The organism is Sphingobium sp. B2D3C (genome assembly GCF_025961835.1).
Classification (GTDB): domain Bacteria; phylum Pseudomonadota; class Alphaproteobacteria; order Sphingomonadales; family Sphingomonadaceae; genus Sphingobium.
Genome location: NZ_JAOQOK010000001.1, coordinates 2558315 through 2576871, shown reverse-complemented (window position 1 = coordinate 2576871; position 18557 = coordinate 2558315). Strand labels below are relative to the sequence as shown.

Below are 18557 nucleotides of genomic sequence, written 5' to 3'. Positions count from 1 at the left end.
TAGGCCTTGCCGATCATTCCGATAATCGAGATAAATTGGGATGAGGAATTTCGGATTTCGAAACAATGGCAGGATACGGTCTTCACGAATTCGACGCGGTGCTGGCGATTGCCCGTAAGGAATCGTTTCGCGCGGCGGCGATCGATCTTGGGTTGTCGGCCACAGCGCTCAGCAATGCGATCGCGAAGCTGGAGGGGCAATTGGGCGTGCGTCTGTTCAACCGGACGACTCGCAGCGTTTCGCTGACGGAGGCGGGGCACCGCTTCGTCGAGCAGGTGACGCCTGCGCTGCGCGACATCCATCACGCGCTCGATACGGTGCGATCGCAGCAGGATACGCCTTCGGGAACCTTGCGCATCAACACCTTTGCGACCGCGGCGCGCGAGATCATGCAGCCGCTGGTGCTGGAATTCCTGAAGCGGTTTCCGCAGGTGCGCATCGATCTGGTCACCGAAGGCGCGCTTTCGGATATCGTCGCCGACGGTTTCGATTTCGGGGTGCGGAGCCGGGATCTCGTCCCCTCAGACATGATCGCCATTCCGGTCGGCCCCGAGAGGCGGCACGCGATCGTTGCCGCGCCGGCCTATCTCGCTGACCGGACCCACCCGCGCGTCCCCGCCGATCTGCTCGCCCATCCCTGCATCCGGATCCGGCTTCCCAACGGCGTGATGTATCGCTGGCACTTCGGAGCGGAGGGTCAGTCGCTGCATCTTGAGGTCGACGGGCCGCTCATCCTCGACGAGGCCAGCGTCGCCCGGTTGGCAGTGCTGGAAGGCGTCGGTATCGGCTTCTTCATGGAATCGGACGTGCGGGCGGATATCGAAGCGGGGCGTTTGGTGTCGCTCCTGCCGCAATGGCTGCCCGCACTCACGCCGATCTGCCTTTATTACCCCAGTCGGCGAAATCCGCCCGCCGCTGTCAAGGTGTTCATCGATCTGGCGCGCGAACGATCCCGCGCTTACCGCCATGAGTAAGGCGGCCTACCTGACCACTGGCAGTGGCTATGGTAACGGGATTTCGCTCGGAAGGCTGGTTCAGCCCGGCATTCGTACGCGCTTCTGATCCGCCGGGTCGCCCGTCCGCCACGGCGCGATCATGGCGGACGGGTCATCGATATTTGAGGTAGGAGAACTGATGGTCACTCGATTTAGCATGGTGCTCGCCCCCGCTGCGGCGCTGGCAGTTTCGGTTCCGGCGACCTCTGCCGAACCTTTGCATACAACGAAGTCGCGTGTCCTGATCTTGTCCGACATCGGAAATGAACCCGACGATTCTGAGTCTCTTGTGCGCTTGTTGCTTTATGCAAACGAGTTCGACATCGAAGGCCTTGTTGCGACGACCTCCACCTGGCAGCGTACCAGGGTTCAGCCACAGCTTATGCGCGAGCGGGTGGAAGCTTATGGGAAGGTGCTTCCCAATCTCCGGAAACATGCCCGGGGCTATCCGGATGCCAGCACGCTGATGGCCGCAATCGTCAGCGGCACGCCGGTTTATGGCATGGCTGCGGTGGGCGAGGGCAAGGATACCGAAGCCTCGCGCCGGATCATCGAAGTGGTCGATCGCCCCGATGACCGACCGGTTTACATCCCCGTATGGGGCGGCAGCGCGGATCTTGCACAAGCTTTGTGGACCGTTCGCGAAACGCGCACGCCCGAACAGGTGAAGACCTTCGTTTCCAAGCTTCGGATCTATTCCATTTCGGATCAGGACGATACCGGCGCTTGGGCGCGACGGACCTTCCCCGACCTGTTCTGGATCGCCAGCGTCCATGGCTGGGGCCAATACGGCCTCGCCGCATGGATCGGCATTGCTGGTGACCTTTTCCGCCGTGACGACAAGTGGCCGGATGCGGACATGGTCACCAATGAGTGGCTGGAGGCCAATATTAGGCGCGGGCCGCTGGGCGCATTATATCCCCCGCATGAGTTCATCATGGAAGGAGACACACCGTCCTTTTTGGGCTTGATTCCTAATGGCCTGAATAATCCCGAGCGTCCCGAATGGGGTGGCTGGGGAGGGCGCTATCTGCCGATCTACGAAGGTGCCGGCCACCGGGCCGACGCATCTGACAGGTTTGTGGACGCAAATGGCAAGGTCTGGGTCAGCAATCAGGCGACGGTGTTTCGTTGGCGCGGGGCTTTTCAGAACGATTTTGCCGGACGGATGGCCTGGACTCTTTCGCCCGACGTGCGCCGCGCCAATCACCATCCCGAGCTGGTGTTGAACGGGGTCGCCGGAAAGGCGCCCGTCACCTTGTCGGCGAAGGTCGGCGCAACCGTGCGCCTCTCCGCCGCCGGCACGCATGATCGGGATGGCGACAAGCTGACCTATCGCTGGTGGCAATATGCAGAGCCAAGCCAGGCGCCCGGCGTCATGGTGCCGCCCCTTGAGATTACCGGCGCGGACAGCACGGAGGTGAGTTTCACTCTGCCGATGTACCGGATGACGAACACGAACGTCCCTGTGCCCAAGGACACCGCCTATCACATTATTTTGGAGGTCACGGATTCGGGATCGCCGCCCCTGACCAGCTACCGGCGGGCCGTGGTGACTTTGGAACCATGACGGGGCTGTGCCGCAATGGTCGATCGGGCGTGCATTCGATCGGCCGTTGATGTTTTCTGGAAGGGCCTGTGGCAAATGGCGTGCTGGAGAGCAATGTAGCGGACTTTCACAGACAAGCGATCACGAAAGTAGACGTTCCCGATCATCGAGCGAAGCGGATGGCTGCGTGGACCAGTGCAGCTTACGCTAAACAACCAGCCAGAACTGGAATCTCGGGGAACGTTAGACTGTCTCGTCAAACTTGCCTATGAGCCTTCACACGCCTCGTGGGGGCAGAAGCGAAACTGAAGGATCGTAAGTGCCCTCACTCACGCGTGTGAGATACCGTGTCGCGCGCCCGACATAGCCGGGATCGGTCTTCCATCTCGCCAGCATGTCCATGGGCCGATAGACCGGCTCGATATAAGTAAGAGCATTAAGAGTCTGCAGTGCGACCATTTCCGGAGGATTTGCGGCGAGCAACTCGGCAAAAATCTGCTTGGCCTGCTCCCCTTCACTCAGATGCGTGAGGGCTTCCGCCATGACCACGCGGACCTGCGCCGACGTTTCGCGCTTGCTTGCGCTGAGTAACGTCTCTCGCGCCGGCGCGGCCTGTGCTTTGCGGATCAGCAGACCCGTTGCTGCCCAGTAGCGCATCACTTCGTTATCGTGTGTCAGGGCCCGAGTAAGATCCGGCAGTGCTGATGGGCCTCCGGTCGCCGCCTGCGCGGCCAGAGCCATAATGTCCGCCAGCGGATAGGCATGGGGCTGGCGACTGGCTTCGTAGCCCTCTAGTGGCGAGCCTTCGGGTATGAAGCCGTTATCGTTTATATCCAGCATGTGCTGGTCGAGCGCTGTCCGCAAAGCGCTCAGGCGGCGGCTCTGCTTCGGATCGGCGGCAAGGTTTTGAAGCTGATCAGGATCAGCTTCCAGGTCGTACAGTTCCTCATAGGGCCGAGGCTCGAAGAAGCGCGACTGCACGGCGTTAAGCTCGCCGGCGGCATAGCGGCGATACCAGTCCTGATAGCTGCGCAACATCATCGGGAAGGCGTTGACCTGCCCCATGGGGCGGTGCGGCATGTAGTTGCGAATATAGCGGTAATGCCCGTCCGCGACGGTGCGGACGAAGTCGTAACGCTCATCCATGCGATTGCGCATGCCAAAGGCATAGGCTTTCGGACGCGCGATCTTCCGGCCAAGGAAGGCCGTGCCCGGCATGGTCGCAGGCTGGGGAATGCCCGCGATGGACAGCAGCGTGGGTACGAAATCGATGAAGCTGACCGGCGCCGCGATCTCGCCGCCCATCGCGGCCGGCGCATAGTCCGCCCATTTGTCGGGCACATGGACCACCAGCGCGCAACGCAGCCCTTCCTCATGGCAATGCCGTTTGGAGCGGGGCATGCAGCCGCCATTGTCCGAAAAGTAGAAGATGATGGTATCGTCGGCCAGCCCGGCATCTTCCAACTCGGCCAGCTTTTCGCCGACCTGTGCGTCCATCCGCTCCATGAGGTTATAATAGCTGGCGAAATCCTGCCGCACGGCGGGGCTGTCGGGGAGATAGGGCGGGACGCGGACCTGTTCGGGCTTCACCTTGCCTTCGGTGATGCCGAACAGTTGCGATTCATGCGTGGTGTTAAAGTTGAAAACAGCCATGAAAGGCGTGTTCGCAGGCCGGTTGCGGTAATGCGCCTTGGCGCTCGATTCATCCCAGATCGACGCTGGATTGACGGCGGCATTGTAATCGGTTTTCTCATTGTTCGTGCAGTAATAGCCCGCCGTGCGCAGGAGTTGCGGATAAGTCTTGAGGAAATCAGGCAGGCTTGCGTCGGCGCGCATGTGGTTCGCCGGCGCATTCGATTCCGGATAGATGCCGGTCAGAAGGCAGAAACGTGCCGGGGCGCAGACCGGCGCGTTTGCGTAGATCTTCCGGTAGAGCAGCCCTCGGTGCGCCAGCGCGTCGATATGTGGCGTATGGGCAATCGAGTCGCCATAAGCGCCGATGAAGGGATTATTGTCTTCGCTCACCAGCCACAGAATATTGGGCCTGCCTCTCGGGCCGGGCCGGCTTGTCTGTGCAGTTGTCGTGCAGCCGGTCGCGACGCTGGCCGCAGTCAGGCCCCCGAGCATATCCCTGCGACTGATCGCCATCTTCGCGTATCCTTATCTTAATTGAGGGCGGCCTTTGCCTTCCCGGACCGAAGCAATCCCCACAGCACCAGCGCGCCGATCAGGTCGAAGGCGGCGAGCATGACGAACAGCGGATTGTAGCCCACGATCTCCGCGAGCCCGCCGACGATCAGCGTGAAGATGGCGCCGCCGATCCATCCGATCGATCCAGCCATGCCGGTCGCTGTGCCGACTGCCCGCTTGTCGAACAGATCGGCCGAGAGGGTGAGCAGGGCGCCGGAAAGCATCTGGTGTGCGAAACCGCCGACGCAGAACAGCGCGATCGCCATGGCCGGGGATGTCGCCAGCCCGATGCAGGCCGGGCCGATCATCAGGGCTGCGCCCAGTGTGACGGTCAACTTGCGCGAGGTGAGCAGGTCAACGCCGAACCAGCGGATAAGCGCGGGAGCTGTGAGGCCGCCCAGCATGGAGCCCGCGTCCGCTGCCAGAAATGGCAGCCAGGCCCACAGAGCGAGATCTTTCAGATTAAAGTCCCACACCGTGACCAGATAGAGCGGGATGAAGAAATTGAAGGTCTGCCACGCCGGCTCCGCGAAGAAGCGAGGGATGGCGATGGACCAGAAGCCCTTGGTGCGGATCACCTCGCGCCAGTGCGCCGGGCGCGCGATGACCCCGGCATCGTCACCGGCGGTCTGGATATGGGCGAGTTCCGCTTGCGTCAGTCGCTTGCTCTGCTCGGGGCTGCGATAAACGAAATACCACAACAGGGCGAAGAGCAGGCTCAGGCCGCCGGTGATGAGGAAGGCCGACTGCCAGCCGAAATACAGGATGCAGAACGCGACGAGCGCGGGGGCGATCATGTTGCCGATGGATGCGCCCATGTTGAACACGCCGGTCGCCACGGTGCGCTCGCGCGGCGGAAACCACTCTGAGACGACCTTGAGGCCGCCGGGAATGGCGGCGGCTTCAAAGCTGCCCAGCAGCCCGCGCCAGAAGGCGAGGCTGAACCAGCCGGTGGCAAAGGCGTGGCACATATTGGCAAAGCCCCAGCCGACCACGAAGATGGCGAAGCCCAGGCGGGTGCCGAGCCAGTCCAGGATGGCGCCGCTGAACGTCTGCATCACCGTGTAGGTGGCCTGGAAGGAGAAGACGACCCAGCTATATTGCTGGGTGCTCATGCCAAACACTTCCATAAGCGTCGGCGCCGCGACGGAGAGGGACGAGCGCGCGAGATAATTGAGAATCGTGCCGATCGTGACGAGGCTGATGATCCACCATCTCAGGCCCATGAGGGGCATGCGCCGCTTGTCATTCACCGTCATTCTCTCCCGAAGCCCTGTTTGATTGGCAAAGTCAGTCTGCCATCGTTTCCAGATGACTGGACAGTGCGGCCAGTTCATCGCTCGTGGGTTTCCACGAGGAGGCGATCAATCCGCTCTCTGCGAAAAGCGCGGCGGCGATCCCGTCCCGGCCGGCCTGCTTCCAGGCCAGCGCCAGCGCCTCCGCACGGGGGTCGCTGACATGCGGATTGTTGCCCCGCACGTGGGCGATCCACGCGGCGAGGGCTTTCAGGATCGCAGGCGAGGCTTTCCCCTGGGCCTGCCGGTCGGCAAGCGTCGCCAGCCAGCGCTGGGGGATCTTCTGCGATCCATCCATTGCGATCTGGGCGAGCCGGTGGGGAAGGGCGGGGTTGGCGAAGCGGGTTTCCAGCGAGGCCGCATAAGCCTGCAGGTCTTGCCCGGCGGCCGGCTGGAAACTGTCGGCGGCTTCGTCCCGCATCAGGCTGCGAACCAGCGCGCCGATGTCTGGGTCGGCCATGGCCTGGCTGACCAGCTCATGCCCCTTGGCAAGGCCGAGATAGGCGAGCGCGGAGTGGGCGCCGTTGAGCATCCGCAACTTGGCCGTTTCATAAGGGCGCACGTCCGCCACGATCTCGGCACCAGCAGCTTCCCATGGGGGGCGGGGGCCGGCGAACCGATCCTCGATCACCCATTGGCGGAAGGGTTCGGTGAACACTGCAGCCTCGTCCCGCAGACCGATCATGCTTTCCAGCCGGTTGATGTCATCGGGCTGCGTCGCCGGGACGATCCGATCGACCATCGAACAGGGGAAGGTGGTGTTATCCGCGCACCATTGCGCCAGTTGCGGGTCGGTGCCGGTCAGCACCTTCAGGAGCATGGCGCGCAAGCGGGTGCCATTGTCCGCGAGATTGTCGCAGCTCAGGATCGTGAGGCCGGGCAGGCCCTGGTCTCGGCGCTGCTTCAGGCCTTGTGCGAGATAGCCGTAGATGGTGCGCGGCGCCTGGCTTGCGGGGTCATCCTGCAGCAGCGGATCGAGCGCGTCGTCCTGCCTGCCGGAAAGGTGATAGCCTTTCTCGGTCACGGTCAGCGTCACGATATGGGTCTTGGGATCGGCGATGGCGACCATCACACGGGCCGGGTCTTCCGGGGCGACGATGATATCGCTCAGGCAGCGCACCAGCCGCGTCGCAGGCGCGCCTTCGCCCTTGGTAGTCACGGTGAACAGGCAATCCTGCGGCGCAAGCTGATCGCGCACCGTGGCGCTGCGCATCGACACGCCGAGGATGCGCCAGACCTCGCCCGACGCCGCAATGGCATCTTCGGTAAACACCGCCTGATGCGCCCGCGTGAAGGCGCCCAGGCCAAGATGGACGATCTGCTTGCTGCCGGCGGCGCGATCGTAAGGCACCTGAATAGCGCGCGCATCGAGCGACGCGAGGGTCTGCTCGGAGAGCCTCATAGTTTGTACGCTGCCTTGGCGAAATTATAGGCGAGATCCTGCGCGAGTTCGGCAGCTTCCCAGTCCTCCAGCCGATGCTCGGCGACCAGCCGCGCGAGAAAGGCGCAATCGACCCGGCGGGCGACATCGTGGCGCGCGGGAATGGACATGAAGGCACGCGTGTCGTCGTTGAAGCCGACTGTGTTGTAGAAGCCCGCTGTCTCCGTGACATTCTCCCGGAAGCGCCACATGCCTTCCGGGCTATCGTGGAACCACCAGGCCGGGCCGAGCTTGAGTGCCGGATAGTGGCCGGCAAGCGGAGCCAATTCCCGGCTGTAGGTCGTTTCATCCAGCGTGAAAACGATGAGGGACAGGCGCGGATCGCGGCCATATTTGGCGAGCAGTGGCCGCAGCGCATGGACATATTCGGTGCGCACCGGGATGTCCGCGCCCTTATCCCGCCCGAAATGCTCAAACAGCCAGGGATTGTGATTGCGGAAACAGCCAGGGTGGATTTGCATGACCAATCCATCCTCGATGCTCATGCCGGCCATGACCGTCAGCATGTGCGCGCGGAACAGTTCGGCATCCGCGGCGCTCACGTCCGGGGCAATGACGCGCGCGAAAAGAGCGCGGGCCTGCGCGTCGTCAAGGTCCGCCGTCGCAGCGGTTGGGTGGCCGTGATCGGTTGAGGTTGCGCCCATCCGGGCGAAAAACGCCCGGCGGTTGCGGTGCGCGGCGAGATAGCCCTCATAGGTGAAGCAATCTTCGCCGGCCAACTCGCCAAAGCGCACCAGATTGTCGCGAAAACCCTCGAATTCGGGATCGATCACTGGGTCCGGGCGATAGGCGGTAATCACCCGGCCGGACCAGCCGCTGGCGGCAATCGTGCGGTGATGGTCGAGACTGTCGAGGGGGGACTCGGTGGTGGCGATCACTTCGATATTGAAGCGCTCGAACAGCGCGCGAGGGCGGAACGCCTCCTGCGCCAGCTGCTCTGCGATGGCATCGTAATATGCGTCGGCGCGGTCCGCATCCAGCTGCTCGGTGAGGCCGAACACTTCGGCGAACACCCAATCCAGCCAGAGCCGGGAAGGGGTGCCACGGAAAAGATGATAATGGGCTGCGAAGATGCGCCATGCCTCTCGCGGCGCCGTCTCCGCCGCTTCGCCGCGCCGCCGCACGCCCAGCTTCTCCATGGGAATGCCCTGGCTGTAGAGCATCCGCAGGAGATAATGGTCGGGGATCAGCAGCAGGTCTGCGGCATTGGTGAATGCCTGATTGTCCGCGAACCAGCGCGGGTCAGTATGGCCATGGGGGCTCACGATCGGCAGTCGCGCAACCTGCGCATAAAGGTCGCGAGCGGTTGCGCGCGTGGTGGAGTCCGCAGGAAACAGCCGATCAGGATGCAGTTTCAGTGGACTCATGACCTTCTCCCTGACGACCGGAAATGACCCCTTGCCATACAATGCCTGACCAATCTAGTATTGATTGTCAGGCGAAAATGCTTGGACACTCATCGGGAGCTTTGCCTGCAATGAAGATAACTGCCGCTCGGGTCATCGTCACCTGTCCCGGACGCAATTTCGTGACGCTCAAGATCGAGACCGATCAGGGCGTTTATGGAATCGGCGATGCCACGCTCAACGGGCGGGAGCTTTCGGTCGTGTCCTATTTGCAGGACCATGTGGCGCCCTGCCTCATCGGCATGGACCCGAGGCGGATCGAGGATATCTGGCAATATCTCTATCGCGGAGCCTATTGGCGGCGCGGGCCGGTGACCATGCGGGCCATCGCGGCGGTCGATGTCGCGCTGTGGGATATCAAGGCCAAGATGGCCAATATGCCCCTGTACCAGCTTCTGGGTGGCCGCAGCCGCGATGGCGTGATGGTCTACGGCCATGCCAATGGCTCGGATATCGAAGAAACCGTCGATGCCGTGGGCGAATATATCGACATGGGCTATCAGGCGATCCGCGCGCAGACCGGCATTCCCAATGTGAAGGACGCCTATGGCGTCGGGCGCGGCAAGCTCTATTATGAGCCGGCCGATGCCGCGCTGCCCTCTGTCACCGGCTGGGATACGCGCAAGGCGCTCAACCATGTGCCCAAGCTGTTCGACAAGCTGCGCCAGAACTACGGGTTCGACCATCATCTGCTGCATGATGGCCACCACCGCTACACGCCGCAGGAAGCCGCCAATCTCGGCAAGATGCTCGAGCCCTATCAGCTGTTCTGGCTGGAAGACGTCACGCCTGCGGAGAATCAGGAAGCCTTCAGGCTGGTCCGCCAGCACACGGTCACCCCGCTGGCCGTCGGCGAGATCTTCAACACCATCTGGGATGCCAAGGATCTCATCCAGAACCAGCTCATCGACTATATCCGAACGACCATTGTGGGCGCTGGCGGCGTCTCGCATCTGCGGCGCATCGCCGATCTGGCCTCGCTCTATCAGGTCCGCACGGGCTGCCACGGCGCGACCGATCTCTCGCCGGTGACGATGGGTACGGCCCTGCATTTCGATACCTGGGTGCCGAATTTCGGCATTCAGGAATATATGCGCCACACCGAGGAGACGGACGCCGTCTTCCCCCATGATTACCATTTCGAGCGCGGCTTTCTCTACTGCGGCGAAACGCCGGGTCATGGCGTCGACATCGATGAAACTCTGGCCGCCAAATATCCCTACAAGCCGGCGTATCTGCCGGTCGCGCGGCTGTCCGACGGCAGCATGTGGAACTGGTGATGCGCTTTCTCGCGATCGGCGAGGGCATGGTCGAGTTCCGACGGGAGGATGCGTGCTGGCGGCAGGCCCATGGCGGCGACGTGGTCAACACGGCCATTCATCTGGCGCGCTTCGGTATCGCGACCGGCCTTGCGACGGCCATCGGGCGCGATGGGTTCAGTGATGATCTCGCCGGCGCGTGGCAGCGTGAGGGGCTTGATCTCTCCTGCGTGGCGCGCAGTCCGGTGCACGAATGCGGCATCTACTTCATCGCCACTGACGAGAATGGCGAGCGCTCGTTCACTTACCGTCGCAGCGACAGCGCCGCACGACGCCTGGTTTCACTGATCGCGCCCGATCCCCTCGCCGCTGCAGTCCGTAACGCCGAGCTGATAGTTTATTTTTCGCTGGTGACGCTGGCCATCCTCCCGGAGGAAGACCGCGCTACGTTGCTCGATATTTTGCGGAGCCGCCGCGCAGCCGGTGGCCGCATCGCGTTTGACAGCAACTACCGTCCGGCGCTTTGGGAGACGGTGGCGGCGGCCCGGCATTGGCATGATGCGGCGCTGCGGACAGCGTCCATTGGTCTGCCGACGCTCGATGATGAGCAGGCTCTGCTCGGGACGACTTCTTGCGAGGAAGCAATAACCTATTGGCGCGAGCGCGGCGTCGATGAGGTCGCTGTAAAAATGGGGGCGGCCGGCGCGATGGCGGGCGATTGCCTCGTTCCGACCCGCAAGATCGTGGCGCGCCCTTTGGATACCTCCGGCGCGGGCGATGCATTCAATGGCGGCTATTTGGCTCATCGGCTGGTGGGGCGAAGTCCGGAGGCGTCGGCGGAGGCCGGCAATGCTCTGGCCGCTTGGGTTGTGCAGCGGCGCGGGGCTATTCCGCCGGCCGAAGCCGGGATCTACAGTCGGCCATCGGGCGACGACACAGGGATGGCCGTTTGACCGGGTGACCCCGCCAATAAGAACAGCATGATTGGAGAAGGCCGTGCGCATGACTGGCAAGATTTCGTTCTCGGTATCCGCAATGGCGCTCTGCGCCGTGTTTAGCGGCTGTGCGACAACGGACCGGTCCGCCGCCGCGTCTACTCCATCTGCTTCACCGACGATGACACAGCCGGATGTCGCGGCGCGCAGCAAGCCGGTCATCACTGTGGCCGGACTGCGGTTCAAAGACCTCAATGCCTCCGGCACGCTCGAACCCTATGAAGACTGGCGTTTGACGGCGCTTGAACGTGCACGCGATCTCGTGACGCGCATGACGCTGGCCGAGAAGGCGGGGACGATGCTGATCGCGACGCAAAATCCCGATTGTGACGGCTCGATCACTGAGGATGGCAAGGCGCTCATCGAAAAGGAGGAGATGAGCCGCTTCATCCTGCGCGCCACGGTCTCCACGGAGCCGGCAGATTGTTCGGTCAAGTTGACCGGCTTCCGTCTGAGGGGCGGTTACAGGCAGACGCCGCTGCAGATGGCGCGCTTCACCAATGCGGTGCAGGAAGCGCGCGAGGCGAGCCGGCTTGGCATCCCCGCCCTTTTCAAGGACAATGCCCGCAACCATGTCGAGGTCAGCCCGACCTTCGGCATCGGCCAGGGCGCCGGTGCCTTTACCGAATTTCCGAAAGAGGCGGGGCTCGCTGCCGCTGCGCTTGGCGCTGCAGGGCTGCTCAGCGCAACGGACGGTGCGCCACCCGCTGGCCTGCGGGGCGATATGTCCGTCATCGCCGGATTTACGCGCGTCATGGGGCAGGAGTGGCGGGCCATCGGCCTGCGCGGCATGTATGGCTATATGGCGGATCTGGGCACGGAGCCGCGCTGGTCACGCTTCCATGAGACGTTCAGCGAGGATGCCGATCTGGTCGGCGATATCGTGACGGCGCTCGTCAAAGGGCTGCAGGGCGAAAAAGGGCAGGGCGGCCTTGCGCTCTCACCAGCCACCGCAGTCAGCATGACGCTCAAGCACTTCCCCGGCGGTGGGCCGCAGCAGCTCGGGCTGGATGCGCATTACACATTCGGCAAGGACCAGTTCTATACCGATCCGAGCGGACGGTATGGGTTCGATTATCATCTGCGGCCCTTCCAGCGAGCCATCGACGCGGGCGTGGGTTCGATCATGCCTTATTATGGTGTGCCGGTGGACGCGCGCCATAGTGGGCGGCCGGTCGAAAGTCTGGGCATGGCGTTCTCGCGGCAGATCGTCACGGGTATTCTGCGGGATGAGCTGGGCTTTCGCGGCTATGTGAACTCGGACAGCGGCATCATCGAAGAACGCGGATGGGGTCTGGAAGACAGTCGCATCAATCCGGCGACTGGCAAGGGGTACACCGTCGCGGATCGCACAGCGCTCGCCGTTCGTGCTGGCACGGATATTCTCTCCGAGTTCCGCAGCAAGAGCACGATCGTCGATCTGGTTGCCCAGGGCGCGCTCAGTGAAGCAGGCGATATCGATCCGGCGGTCGAGCGGCTGCTGACCGAACAATTCGCGCTGGGCCTGTTTGAAAATCCCTATGTCGACGCCGAGGCAGCGCCGGAGATGATCGGCACGGCCGAGCATCGCGCGCTGGGGCTGGACATTCAGCGGCGGTCGCTCGTGCTGCTGCACAATCAGAAGGTGGATGGCACGGGCGTGTTGCCGCTCCGCCCGGGCAGTCGCATCTACACCATGGGCTTTGCCGGTGCTGACTTCGCCGCGCGGGGTTTCGCAGCGACTGACGGCAATTATGATGCGAAAAAGGGGCAGGTCCGTCCCGTCGTCCCGGCGGGCACGGACTATGCCGTCATCAACGTCCGCGTGAGCACGGATGGGGCGCGGCGCTATTCCAGCAAGTCAACCGAAGCCGGCGGGCGCGCGGTCGATCCGGCTATCAGCATCGCCAACCGCGTGACGGGCAAGCGGCAGGCAAGCTGGGGTGAGCAGGACCCCTGCACGGCGCCCGGTGTCAGCAAGGACGTCACCTGCGTGGACGACAACCTGATTTTCGGCGGCGCGTTTCCGTGGGAGGCGGGGATGCTGTCTTTCTCCGCCATGGCGAAGGCGCAGAGCTGGTCGATCTATCCATCGCTGGCGGACATTCAGGCGGTCATGCGCGAAATCGGCGATCCGCGCCGCGTGATCCTCAATATCTATTTCCGCCAGCCTTACGTGCTGGATGAAGCCAGCGGCCTGCGCAATGCCGGGGCGATCATCGCCAGCTTCGGGGCGAGCGATGCGGCCCAGATCGATGTGCTGACCGGCAAGCAGGCCCCGGCCGGGCGCCTGCCATTTGCCTTGCCCGCCTCGCTCAATGCTGTCGACCGGCAGCATTCCGATGCGCCCGGCTATGCCGAGACGCCGGGCGGCACGCTCTATCCGTTCGGCTTTGGCCTGACCTACTGAGTGCGCGTGCCGGGGCTGCCCGGCACGTTGCTCAGGCAATCGCCCTTTCATAGCGGGCGCGCTTCGATGCCGATGCCTTGCGCGCTTCCTCGATCGCCTTTTCCTCGGTCGCGAAGAGCAGACTGTCCAGAACCGCGGTCAGATGTGCGCGCATGGCGGCGCGGGCCTTGGCGGGGTCGCGCGTCCGCAGCGCATCGAGAATGACCTGATGCTCGTCGATGACCGGTTTGACATTGGCCGATCGCGCCTTGGCATAGAGCAGGGCGGTCTCAGGGGATTTGGCGCGCAACGACCAGAGATTGTCGATGAGGTTCACGATCGCCGAGTTGCGCGTCGCCCGCGCGATGGTCAGGTGGAACTGGTGGTCGGCGTCTTCCGTGCCGGCGTTGCGTTCATTCTCCGTCGCGATCTCGTCGATCAGCTGCGCCAGCGTGGCGAGCTCCTCGTCGGTGATCTGCGCCGCCGCAAGCGCGGCCGCCTCGCCTTCCAGCAGCAAGCGCGCTTCGGTTAGTTCGAAGGCGCTGACATTGAATGCCGCAGGATCGCCCGCGCTGGGCAGGCCTTTGAGATAGGCGCCGGAGCCGACGCGGACTTCGACGATGCCCTGAACCTCCAGCGCGATGATCGCCTCGCGGATCGTCGGGCGGCTGACATTATACTGGATCGCGAGTTCCCGCTCCGTGGGTAGCCGGTCGCCAGGCTTGTAGCGCCCGCTTCCGAACACCTCCAGCAACTGGTGCGCGATTGCCTGATAAAGTCGGTCTCTGCCGCTGATCGGTTCGGATGCCATGACCACCTGTTCTATGTCGACCCTCTGCCAGAGGAAAGCGGCGATGCTATAGCGGATTGAGCGGATTGGCCAGACACCTTTGCGCGGTTTCTTTGCAACAGTCGAATGTGAAAGTGGCGGCTGAAATTAGCCGTTTTCGGTCAGCACGCTGATTTTTCCCGCCACAGCCATTTATATTCTGCCTACAATGTGGCATGACCAATTATCCGCAGTGACTTGGCCAAGTCCGGTTCGGTTCCGAGTTTTGGTAAGAGGATCTCCCTAAATGCGTTCTTTCCTACGTTTTTCCGTTGCGTCTGCTGCATTGGCGGCGGCCTGTGCGGTCGCAACGCCTGGCTTCGCCCAGAGCGCGCCCGAAGCCGGTGCCGGGGCTGAGCCGGAAGCGATCATCGTGACCGCGCAAAAGCGGGAGCAGGACATTCTTGAAGTTCCGGCGGCGGTCAGCGTGATCAACTCGGCGGTGCTGAACACGGCGCAGGTCACCCAATTCTCCGACATTACCCGCGTGTCGCCGTCGCTGACGGTGAACGAGCAGGGCAATTCGGCGTCGTCGTCCGTTTCGATTCGCGGCATCGGCACCTTCTCCTTTTCGACCAGCACTGAGCCCGCCGTCTCGATCGTCGTGGACGGTGTGGCACTGCTTCAGCAGGGCCAGGCGTTCGGTGGCGGGTTGAATGACATCGCGCAGGTCGAGGTTCTGCGTGGGCCGCAGGATTCCCTGTTCGGCAAGAACGCGTCTGCCGGCGTGGTCAACATCACGACCAAGAATCCGACGCGTGACCTGAGCGGTTATGTCGAAGGTGTCCTGACCAATGACGACGAGACGCGGGTATCCGCCATGCTCTCCGGTCCCATCGGCCAGAATGCCGGCTTCCGGCTGAACGGCTTCTATTCCGATCGTGAAGGCTACATCAACAACCTGACCAACGGTCATCGCCTCAATGGCGCGGAAAGCTACGGTTTTGGCGGCAAGTTCACTTACGGTGCCGGCAACCTCGATCTCACGTTGTCCGGCAATTACAGCAACACCAAGTCGAACGGCAACGCGCCGACCTATTATTATGTGACCCCTGGCGCGACCCAGAATGGCGCGGCGATTGACCTGCGCGGCATCCGGCCGGGCGTCGGCAACGACAATGTCCGCTTCGATGGCGATCCGCGCGCTGACAGCTTCCAGTATCTGCTGTCGGCCAAAGCCGATCTTGACCTGGGCTTTGCGACGCTGACATCGGTTTCCGCCTATCAGCGCTGGAAGCTGGAATCCGGCCAGGATCTCGACTTCTCTGCCGCGCCGACCCTCTATCAGGGCGGCCCCTATGATGCGACGATGTTCAGCCAGGAGCTGCGCTTGACCTCGCGGGGCGCCAGCCCGTTCGAGTATATGGTCGGCCTGTTCTATGCCGATGGCAATACCGATCGCCGCTTCATCCGTTCGGCGCCGTCATTCTTGTCGTTCCTCCGTCAGGATTGGGATTCGACCGCATCGACGGAAAGCTATGCCGCCTTCGGTCAGCTCGGCTATAATTTCACACCGACAACCAAGCTTACGCTCGGCGGCCGCGTGAATCGCGAGACCGTCGGCGTGTTCTATCGCGATAATCGGCCGGCAACGCCTGTCGTCTACGAAGATCAGCGGAGCGATACGGCGGTCACCGGCAAGGCCTCGCTGCAGCAGTTCGTGAGCGACGAAGTGATGGTCTATGCCGCCATCGCCAAGGGCTATAAGGGGCAGGCCTACGACATCTCGTCGGGCTTCAACCAGTCGCGGATCGACAATCTCGTCAAGCCCGAGCATTCCGTATCTTACGAAGTCGGTATGAAGGGTCGCTTCTGGGGCAACCGTGGATCGTTCGCGATCACCGGCTTCTGGACCGACTATGACGACTTCCAGGCGCAGAGCGCGGAATTCATCGCCGGTGCGCCGCAATTCATTCTCAAGAATGTCGGCAAGCTGCGCACCAAGGGTATCGAGTTCGAGGGCTCCATCCGGGCGAGTCCGAACCTCAATCTCTATGGTTCGGCCGCTTACGTCGACGCGAAGATCCGCGAATTCCCGGGCGCGAGCTGCTATCCTGGTCAGACGGTTGCGCAGGGCTGCGTCGCCATTCCGGGCACGACCACGTTCGTGCAGGATCTGGCCGGCGTCGGTCTCGCCAATTCGCCGGACTTCAAGTTCAACGTCGGTGGCGTGTACGAGGCGCCCATTCAGGGCACCGAGATCAACGCCTATATGAGCGCAAACTATGCTTGGCAGGATGATGTCAACTTCTCGCTGGATCGCAACCCGCTCACCAAGTTCGATGCCTATGGCATCGCCAATGCCAGCATTGGCCTGCGCAGCACGGGCGCTGTGAACTGGGATCTGTCGTTCTTCGTCAACAACCTGTTTAACAAGGCGTATCTGACGTCCATCACCGATTATACGGGCAATGGATATTCGGCCCCGACGCTGATCCAGCAGGTTCCGCGCAACTATCAGCGCTATGTCGGCGTCCGCCTCCGGGTCGGTTTTGGAGCCAGCAACTAAAACCGTTCCAATCAACGGAACGAAGCAGAACTGAAAGAGAGGACAGTACCATGATGATTGCCCGTTTGAGAGGGTTCATTCAGCAATGGCGTGGTCCTGGCCTCTTTTTCCTCGGCGCGTTATCGGCGGCACCCCCGGCATTGGCTGGGGAGGCCGTTGGCACATCCGAGCCGCGGGTGACGACGCAGGCGGGGGCGATTGAGGGACGGATGCTGCTCTCCGGCGTTCGCGCGTTTCTGGGCGTGCCTTATGCCGCACCGCCGGTACGGGATTTGCGCTGGCGGGCGCCCCAGCCGGTGGCGGCCTGGAAGGGCATCTATCATGCCGACCGGTTCGGCCCGCAATGCATGCAGCAGCAGCGCGGCATCCTGACCAACCAGTATTCCGGCGCGGAAGTCACCAGCGAAGACTGCCTTTATCTCAACATCTGGGCCAAGCCGGGACTCAACAAGGCGCCCGTGATCGTCTTCCTGCATGGGGGCGGCTTCTTCATCGGCGCGGGCAGCATGGCGCTGTACGGTGGCGAGACTGTCGCCACGCGGGACATTGTCTTCGTCAATCTCAATTATCGCGTCGGCCCGCTTGGCTTTTTCGCGCATCCCGAACTGACCTCTGAATCGGGGCATAAAGCATCGGGCAATTATGGATTCCTGGACCAGATCGCCGCGCTGCGCTGGGTGCGGGAGAACATCGCGCAATTTGGCGGCGATCCTTCCAATGTGACCATTGCTGGTCAGTCGGCCGGGTCGATGTCGGTTCTCGCTTTGCAGGCCAGCCCGCTTGCCAAGGGTCTTTTCCAGCGCGCCGTGGGCATGAGCGGTGCGCTCATCGGCTCGGCGGGGCCGGGTGCCATGCGTCCCCTGGCGCAGGCCGAGCAAGATGGCGTGCGGCTGCAGGTCATCTGGAAGGGCAGCAACCTCGCTGATCTTCGCGCCATGCCCGCCGACCGGCTGGTCGTGCCGCGCGTGCCCGGATCTCCGCCGGTCGGCCCGATCGAAGATGGCTATGTGCTGCCTTATCCCATCGACGAGGCTTTCAACCGCTCCGCCCAGAGCGATGTCCCGCTCATGCTCGGCTTCACGCGCGATGAATCGCTCGGTGGCCTCGGCCCTGTGCAGACGCTGGCTGACTACAAGGCGCGGGCTGCAGCCGCATTTGGCGATCGTGCCGACGCCTTCCTGAAGCTCTACCCGGCGGCGACCGATGCTGAAGCGAAAGCGCAGGCGCGGGTTGCGGATCGGGACGGGACGATGGCGGCGGCGATGGATGCCTGGGCGCGGGCGCAGGTCGCGAAAGGCAAAGCGCCGGTTTACAGCTATATGTTCGCCCGCCCGCATTCCTACCCGACCGGGGTGCACATCCCCGACCTCGATCCCGCGACGGCCGGCGCTTACCACACCTCGGAAGTGCCGTTCTGGCTCTCCACGATCGAGAGCTTCAATCGCTTCCGCCCCATGCGGGACTGGTCCCAGGCCGACCGCGCGTTCAGCAGCGCGATGACGGATTCGCTCGTCGCCTTTGCCCGCTCGGGGGAGCCGGACACGCAGCAACTGAAATGGGTGACGTTCGACCCGGCCCGTCCGCGCCTGCTCGAACTGGGGGCCGACGCACATATCGCTGCCTGGCCGGAGGAGCGCAGGCTGGCGTTCTTCCGTGCCGCGCCCGCCCAGCGTCCCGCAGGTGGCGCGGCGCGCGACTGACCGGCGAACGCCTGCCTGAAG

At 63.0% G+C, this 18557-nt stretch carries 12 protein-coding genes; 7 read left to right on the top strand and 5 right to left on the bottom strand.

Annotated features, from left to right (window positions below; translation table 11 throughout):
- The first annotated feature begins 65 nt into the window (after nucleotides 1–65).
- Both M2339_RS11950 and M2339_RS11945 read left to right on the top strand, forming a co-directional pair.
- Entirely contained in the window at nucleotides 66–974 is a 909-nt protein-coding gene (locus M2339_RS11950; protein ID WP_264586472.1) for a LysR family transcriptional regulator, read from the top strand.
- Nucleotides 975–1152: 178 nt separating this feature from the next.
- Entirely contained in the window at nucleotides 1153–2565 is a 1413-nt protein-coding gene (locus M2339_RS11945; RefSeq protein WP_264606357.1) for a DUF1593 domain-containing protein, read from the top strand.
- 255 nt (nucleotides 2566–2820) lie between these two features.
- On the opposite strand, the gene M2339_RS11940 is transcribed toward M2339_RS11945, so the two are convergent.
- From M2339_RS11940 to uxaC, 4 genes are read right to left on the bottom strand one after another with little or no spacing between them, the layout of a single operon-like run.
- Nucleotides 2821–4692, bottom strand: a complete 1872-nt coding sequence (locus M2339_RS11940) for a sulfatase-like hydrolase/transferase (protein WP_264586474.1) — start codon at nucleotides 4690–4692, stop codon at nucleotides 2821–2823.
- A gap of 17 nt (nucleotides 4693–4709) precedes the next feature.
- Nucleotides 4710–5969 carry an MFS transporter gene (locus M2339_RS11935; protein WP_264586475.1) on the bottom strand — a complete coding sequence of 420 codons (1260 nt, stop codon included), beginning with the start codon at nucleotides 5967–5969 and terminating at the stop codon, nucleotides 4710–4712.
- A 55-nt stretch (nucleotides 5970–6024) separates the two neighbouring features.
- A complete protein-coding gene (locus tag M2339_RS11930) occupies nucleotides 6025–7431 on the bottom strand; it encodes a mannitol dehydrogenase family protein (protein WP_264586476.1) in 1407 nt (468 codons plus the stop codon).
- Complete coding sequence (gene uxaC / locus M2339_RS11925; protein WP_264586477.1) at nucleotides 7428–8837, bottom strand: glucuronate isomerase; 1410 nt, start codon at nucleotides 8835–8837, stop codon at nucleotides 7428–7430. The genes M2339_RS11930 and uxaC overlap by 4 nt, the downstream gene beginning before the upstream one ends.
- Before the next feature lie 110 nt (nucleotides 8838–8947).
- Between uxaC and manD the strand changes: the two genes are divergently transcribed.
- The 3 genes from manD (at nucleotide 8948) to M2339_RS11910 (ending at nucleotide 13519) form a co-directional block, all read left to right on the top strand.
- Nucleotides 8948–10156, top strand: a complete 1209-nt coding sequence (gene manD, locus M2339_RS11920; RefSeq protein ID WP_264586478.1) for a D-mannonate dehydratase ManD — start codon at nucleotides 8948–8950, stop codon at nucleotides 10154–10156.
- Entirely contained in the window at nucleotides 10156–11088 is a 933-nt protein-coding gene (locus tag M2339_RS11915) for a sugar kinase (RefSeq protein WP_264586479.1), read from the top strand. The genes manD and M2339_RS11915 overlap by 1 nt, the downstream gene beginning before the upstream one ends.
- A gap of 163 nt (nucleotides 11089–11251) precedes the next feature.
- On the top strand, nucleotides 11252–13519 hold the full coding sequence (locus tag M2339_RS11910; protein ID WP_264586480.1) for a glycoside hydrolase family 3 protein: 2268 nt from the start codon (nucleotides 11252–11254) through the stop codon (nucleotides 13517–13519).
- Nucleotides 13520–13550: 31 nt separating this feature from the next.
- Here the strand turns inward: M2339_RS11910 and M2339_RS11905 are convergent, their stop codons facing one another.
- Complete coding sequence (locus tag M2339_RS11905; protein ID WP_181558593.1) at nucleotides 13551–14309, bottom strand: FadR/GntR family transcriptional regulator; 759 nt, start codon at nucleotides 14307–14309, stop codon at nucleotides 13551–13553.
- Between the two features lie 265 nt (nucleotides 14310–14574).
- Here M2339_RS11905 and M2339_RS11900 point away from each other — a divergent pair, with 265 nt between their 5' ends.
- Nucleotides 14575–16836 (top strand): TonB-dependent receptor, encoded by a 2262-nt coding sequence (locus M2339_RS11900; RefSeq protein ID WP_264586481.1) that lies wholly within the window; start codon nucleotides 14575–14577, stop codon nucleotides 16834–16836.
- Nucleotides 16837–16886: 50 nt separating this feature from the next.
- The gene (locus M2339_RS11895) at nucleotides 16887–18536 is read left to right on the top strand and encodes a carboxylesterase/lipase family protein (protein WP_264586482.1); all 1650 of its coding nucleotides are present in this window, start codon (nucleotides 16887–16889) and stop codon (nucleotides 18534–18536) included.
- The last annotated feature ends 21 nt before the right edge of the window (nucleotides 18537–18557 follow it).

What these genes read in the sequence shown, in the direction of transcription:
- M2339_RS11950 (WP_264586472.1), top strand. Translation starts at nt 66, where the DNA reads ATGGCAGGATACGGTCTTCACGAATTCGACGCGGTGCTGGCGATTGCC.
- M2339_RS11945 (WP_264606357.1), top strand. Translation starts at nt 1,153, where the DNA reads ATGGTGCTCGCCCCCGCTGCGGCGCTGGCAGTTTCGGTTCCGGCGACC.
- M2339_RS11940 (WP_264586474.1), bottom strand. Translation starts at nt 4,692, where the DNA reads ATGGCGATCAGTCGCAGGGATATGCTCGGGGGCCTGACTGCGGCCAGC.
- M2339_RS11935 (WP_264586475.1), bottom strand. Translation starts at nt 5,969, where the DNA reads ATGCCCCTCATGGGCCTGAGATGGTGGATCATCAGCCTCGTCACGATC.
- M2339_RS11930 (WP_264586476.1), bottom strand. Translation starts at nt 7,431, where the DNA reads ATGAGGCTCTCCGAGCAGACCCTCGCGTCGCTCGATGCGCGCGCTATT.
- uxaC (WP_264586477.1), bottom strand. Translation starts at nt 8,837, where the DNA reads ATGAGTCCACTGAAACTGCATCCTGATCGGCTGTTTCCTGCGGACTCC.
- manD (WP_264586478.1), top strand. Translation starts at nt 8,948, where the DNA reads ATGAAGATAACTGCCGCTCGGGTCATCGTCACCTGTCCCGGACGCAAT.
- M2339_RS11915 (WP_264586479.1), top strand. Translation starts at nt 10,156, where the DNA reads ATGCGCTTTCTCGCGATCGGCGAGGGCATGGTCGAGTTCCGACGGGAG.
- M2339_RS11910 (WP_264586480.1), top strand. Translation starts at nt 11,252, where the DNA reads ATGACACAGCCGGATGTCGCGGCGCGCAGCAAGCCGGTCATCACTGTG.
- M2339_RS11905 (WP_181558593.1), bottom strand. Translation starts at nt 14,309, where the DNA reads ATGGCATCCGAACCGATCAGCGGCAGAGACCGACTTTATCAGGCAATC.
- M2339_RS11900 (WP_264586481.1), top strand. Translation starts at nt 14,575, where the DNA reads ATGCGTTCTTTCCTACGTTTTTCCGTTGCGTCTGCTGCATTGGCGGCG.
- M2339_RS11895 (WP_264586482.1), top strand. Translation starts at nt 16,887, where the DNA reads ATGATGATTGCCCGTTTGAGAGGGTTCATTCAGCAATGGCGTGGTCCT.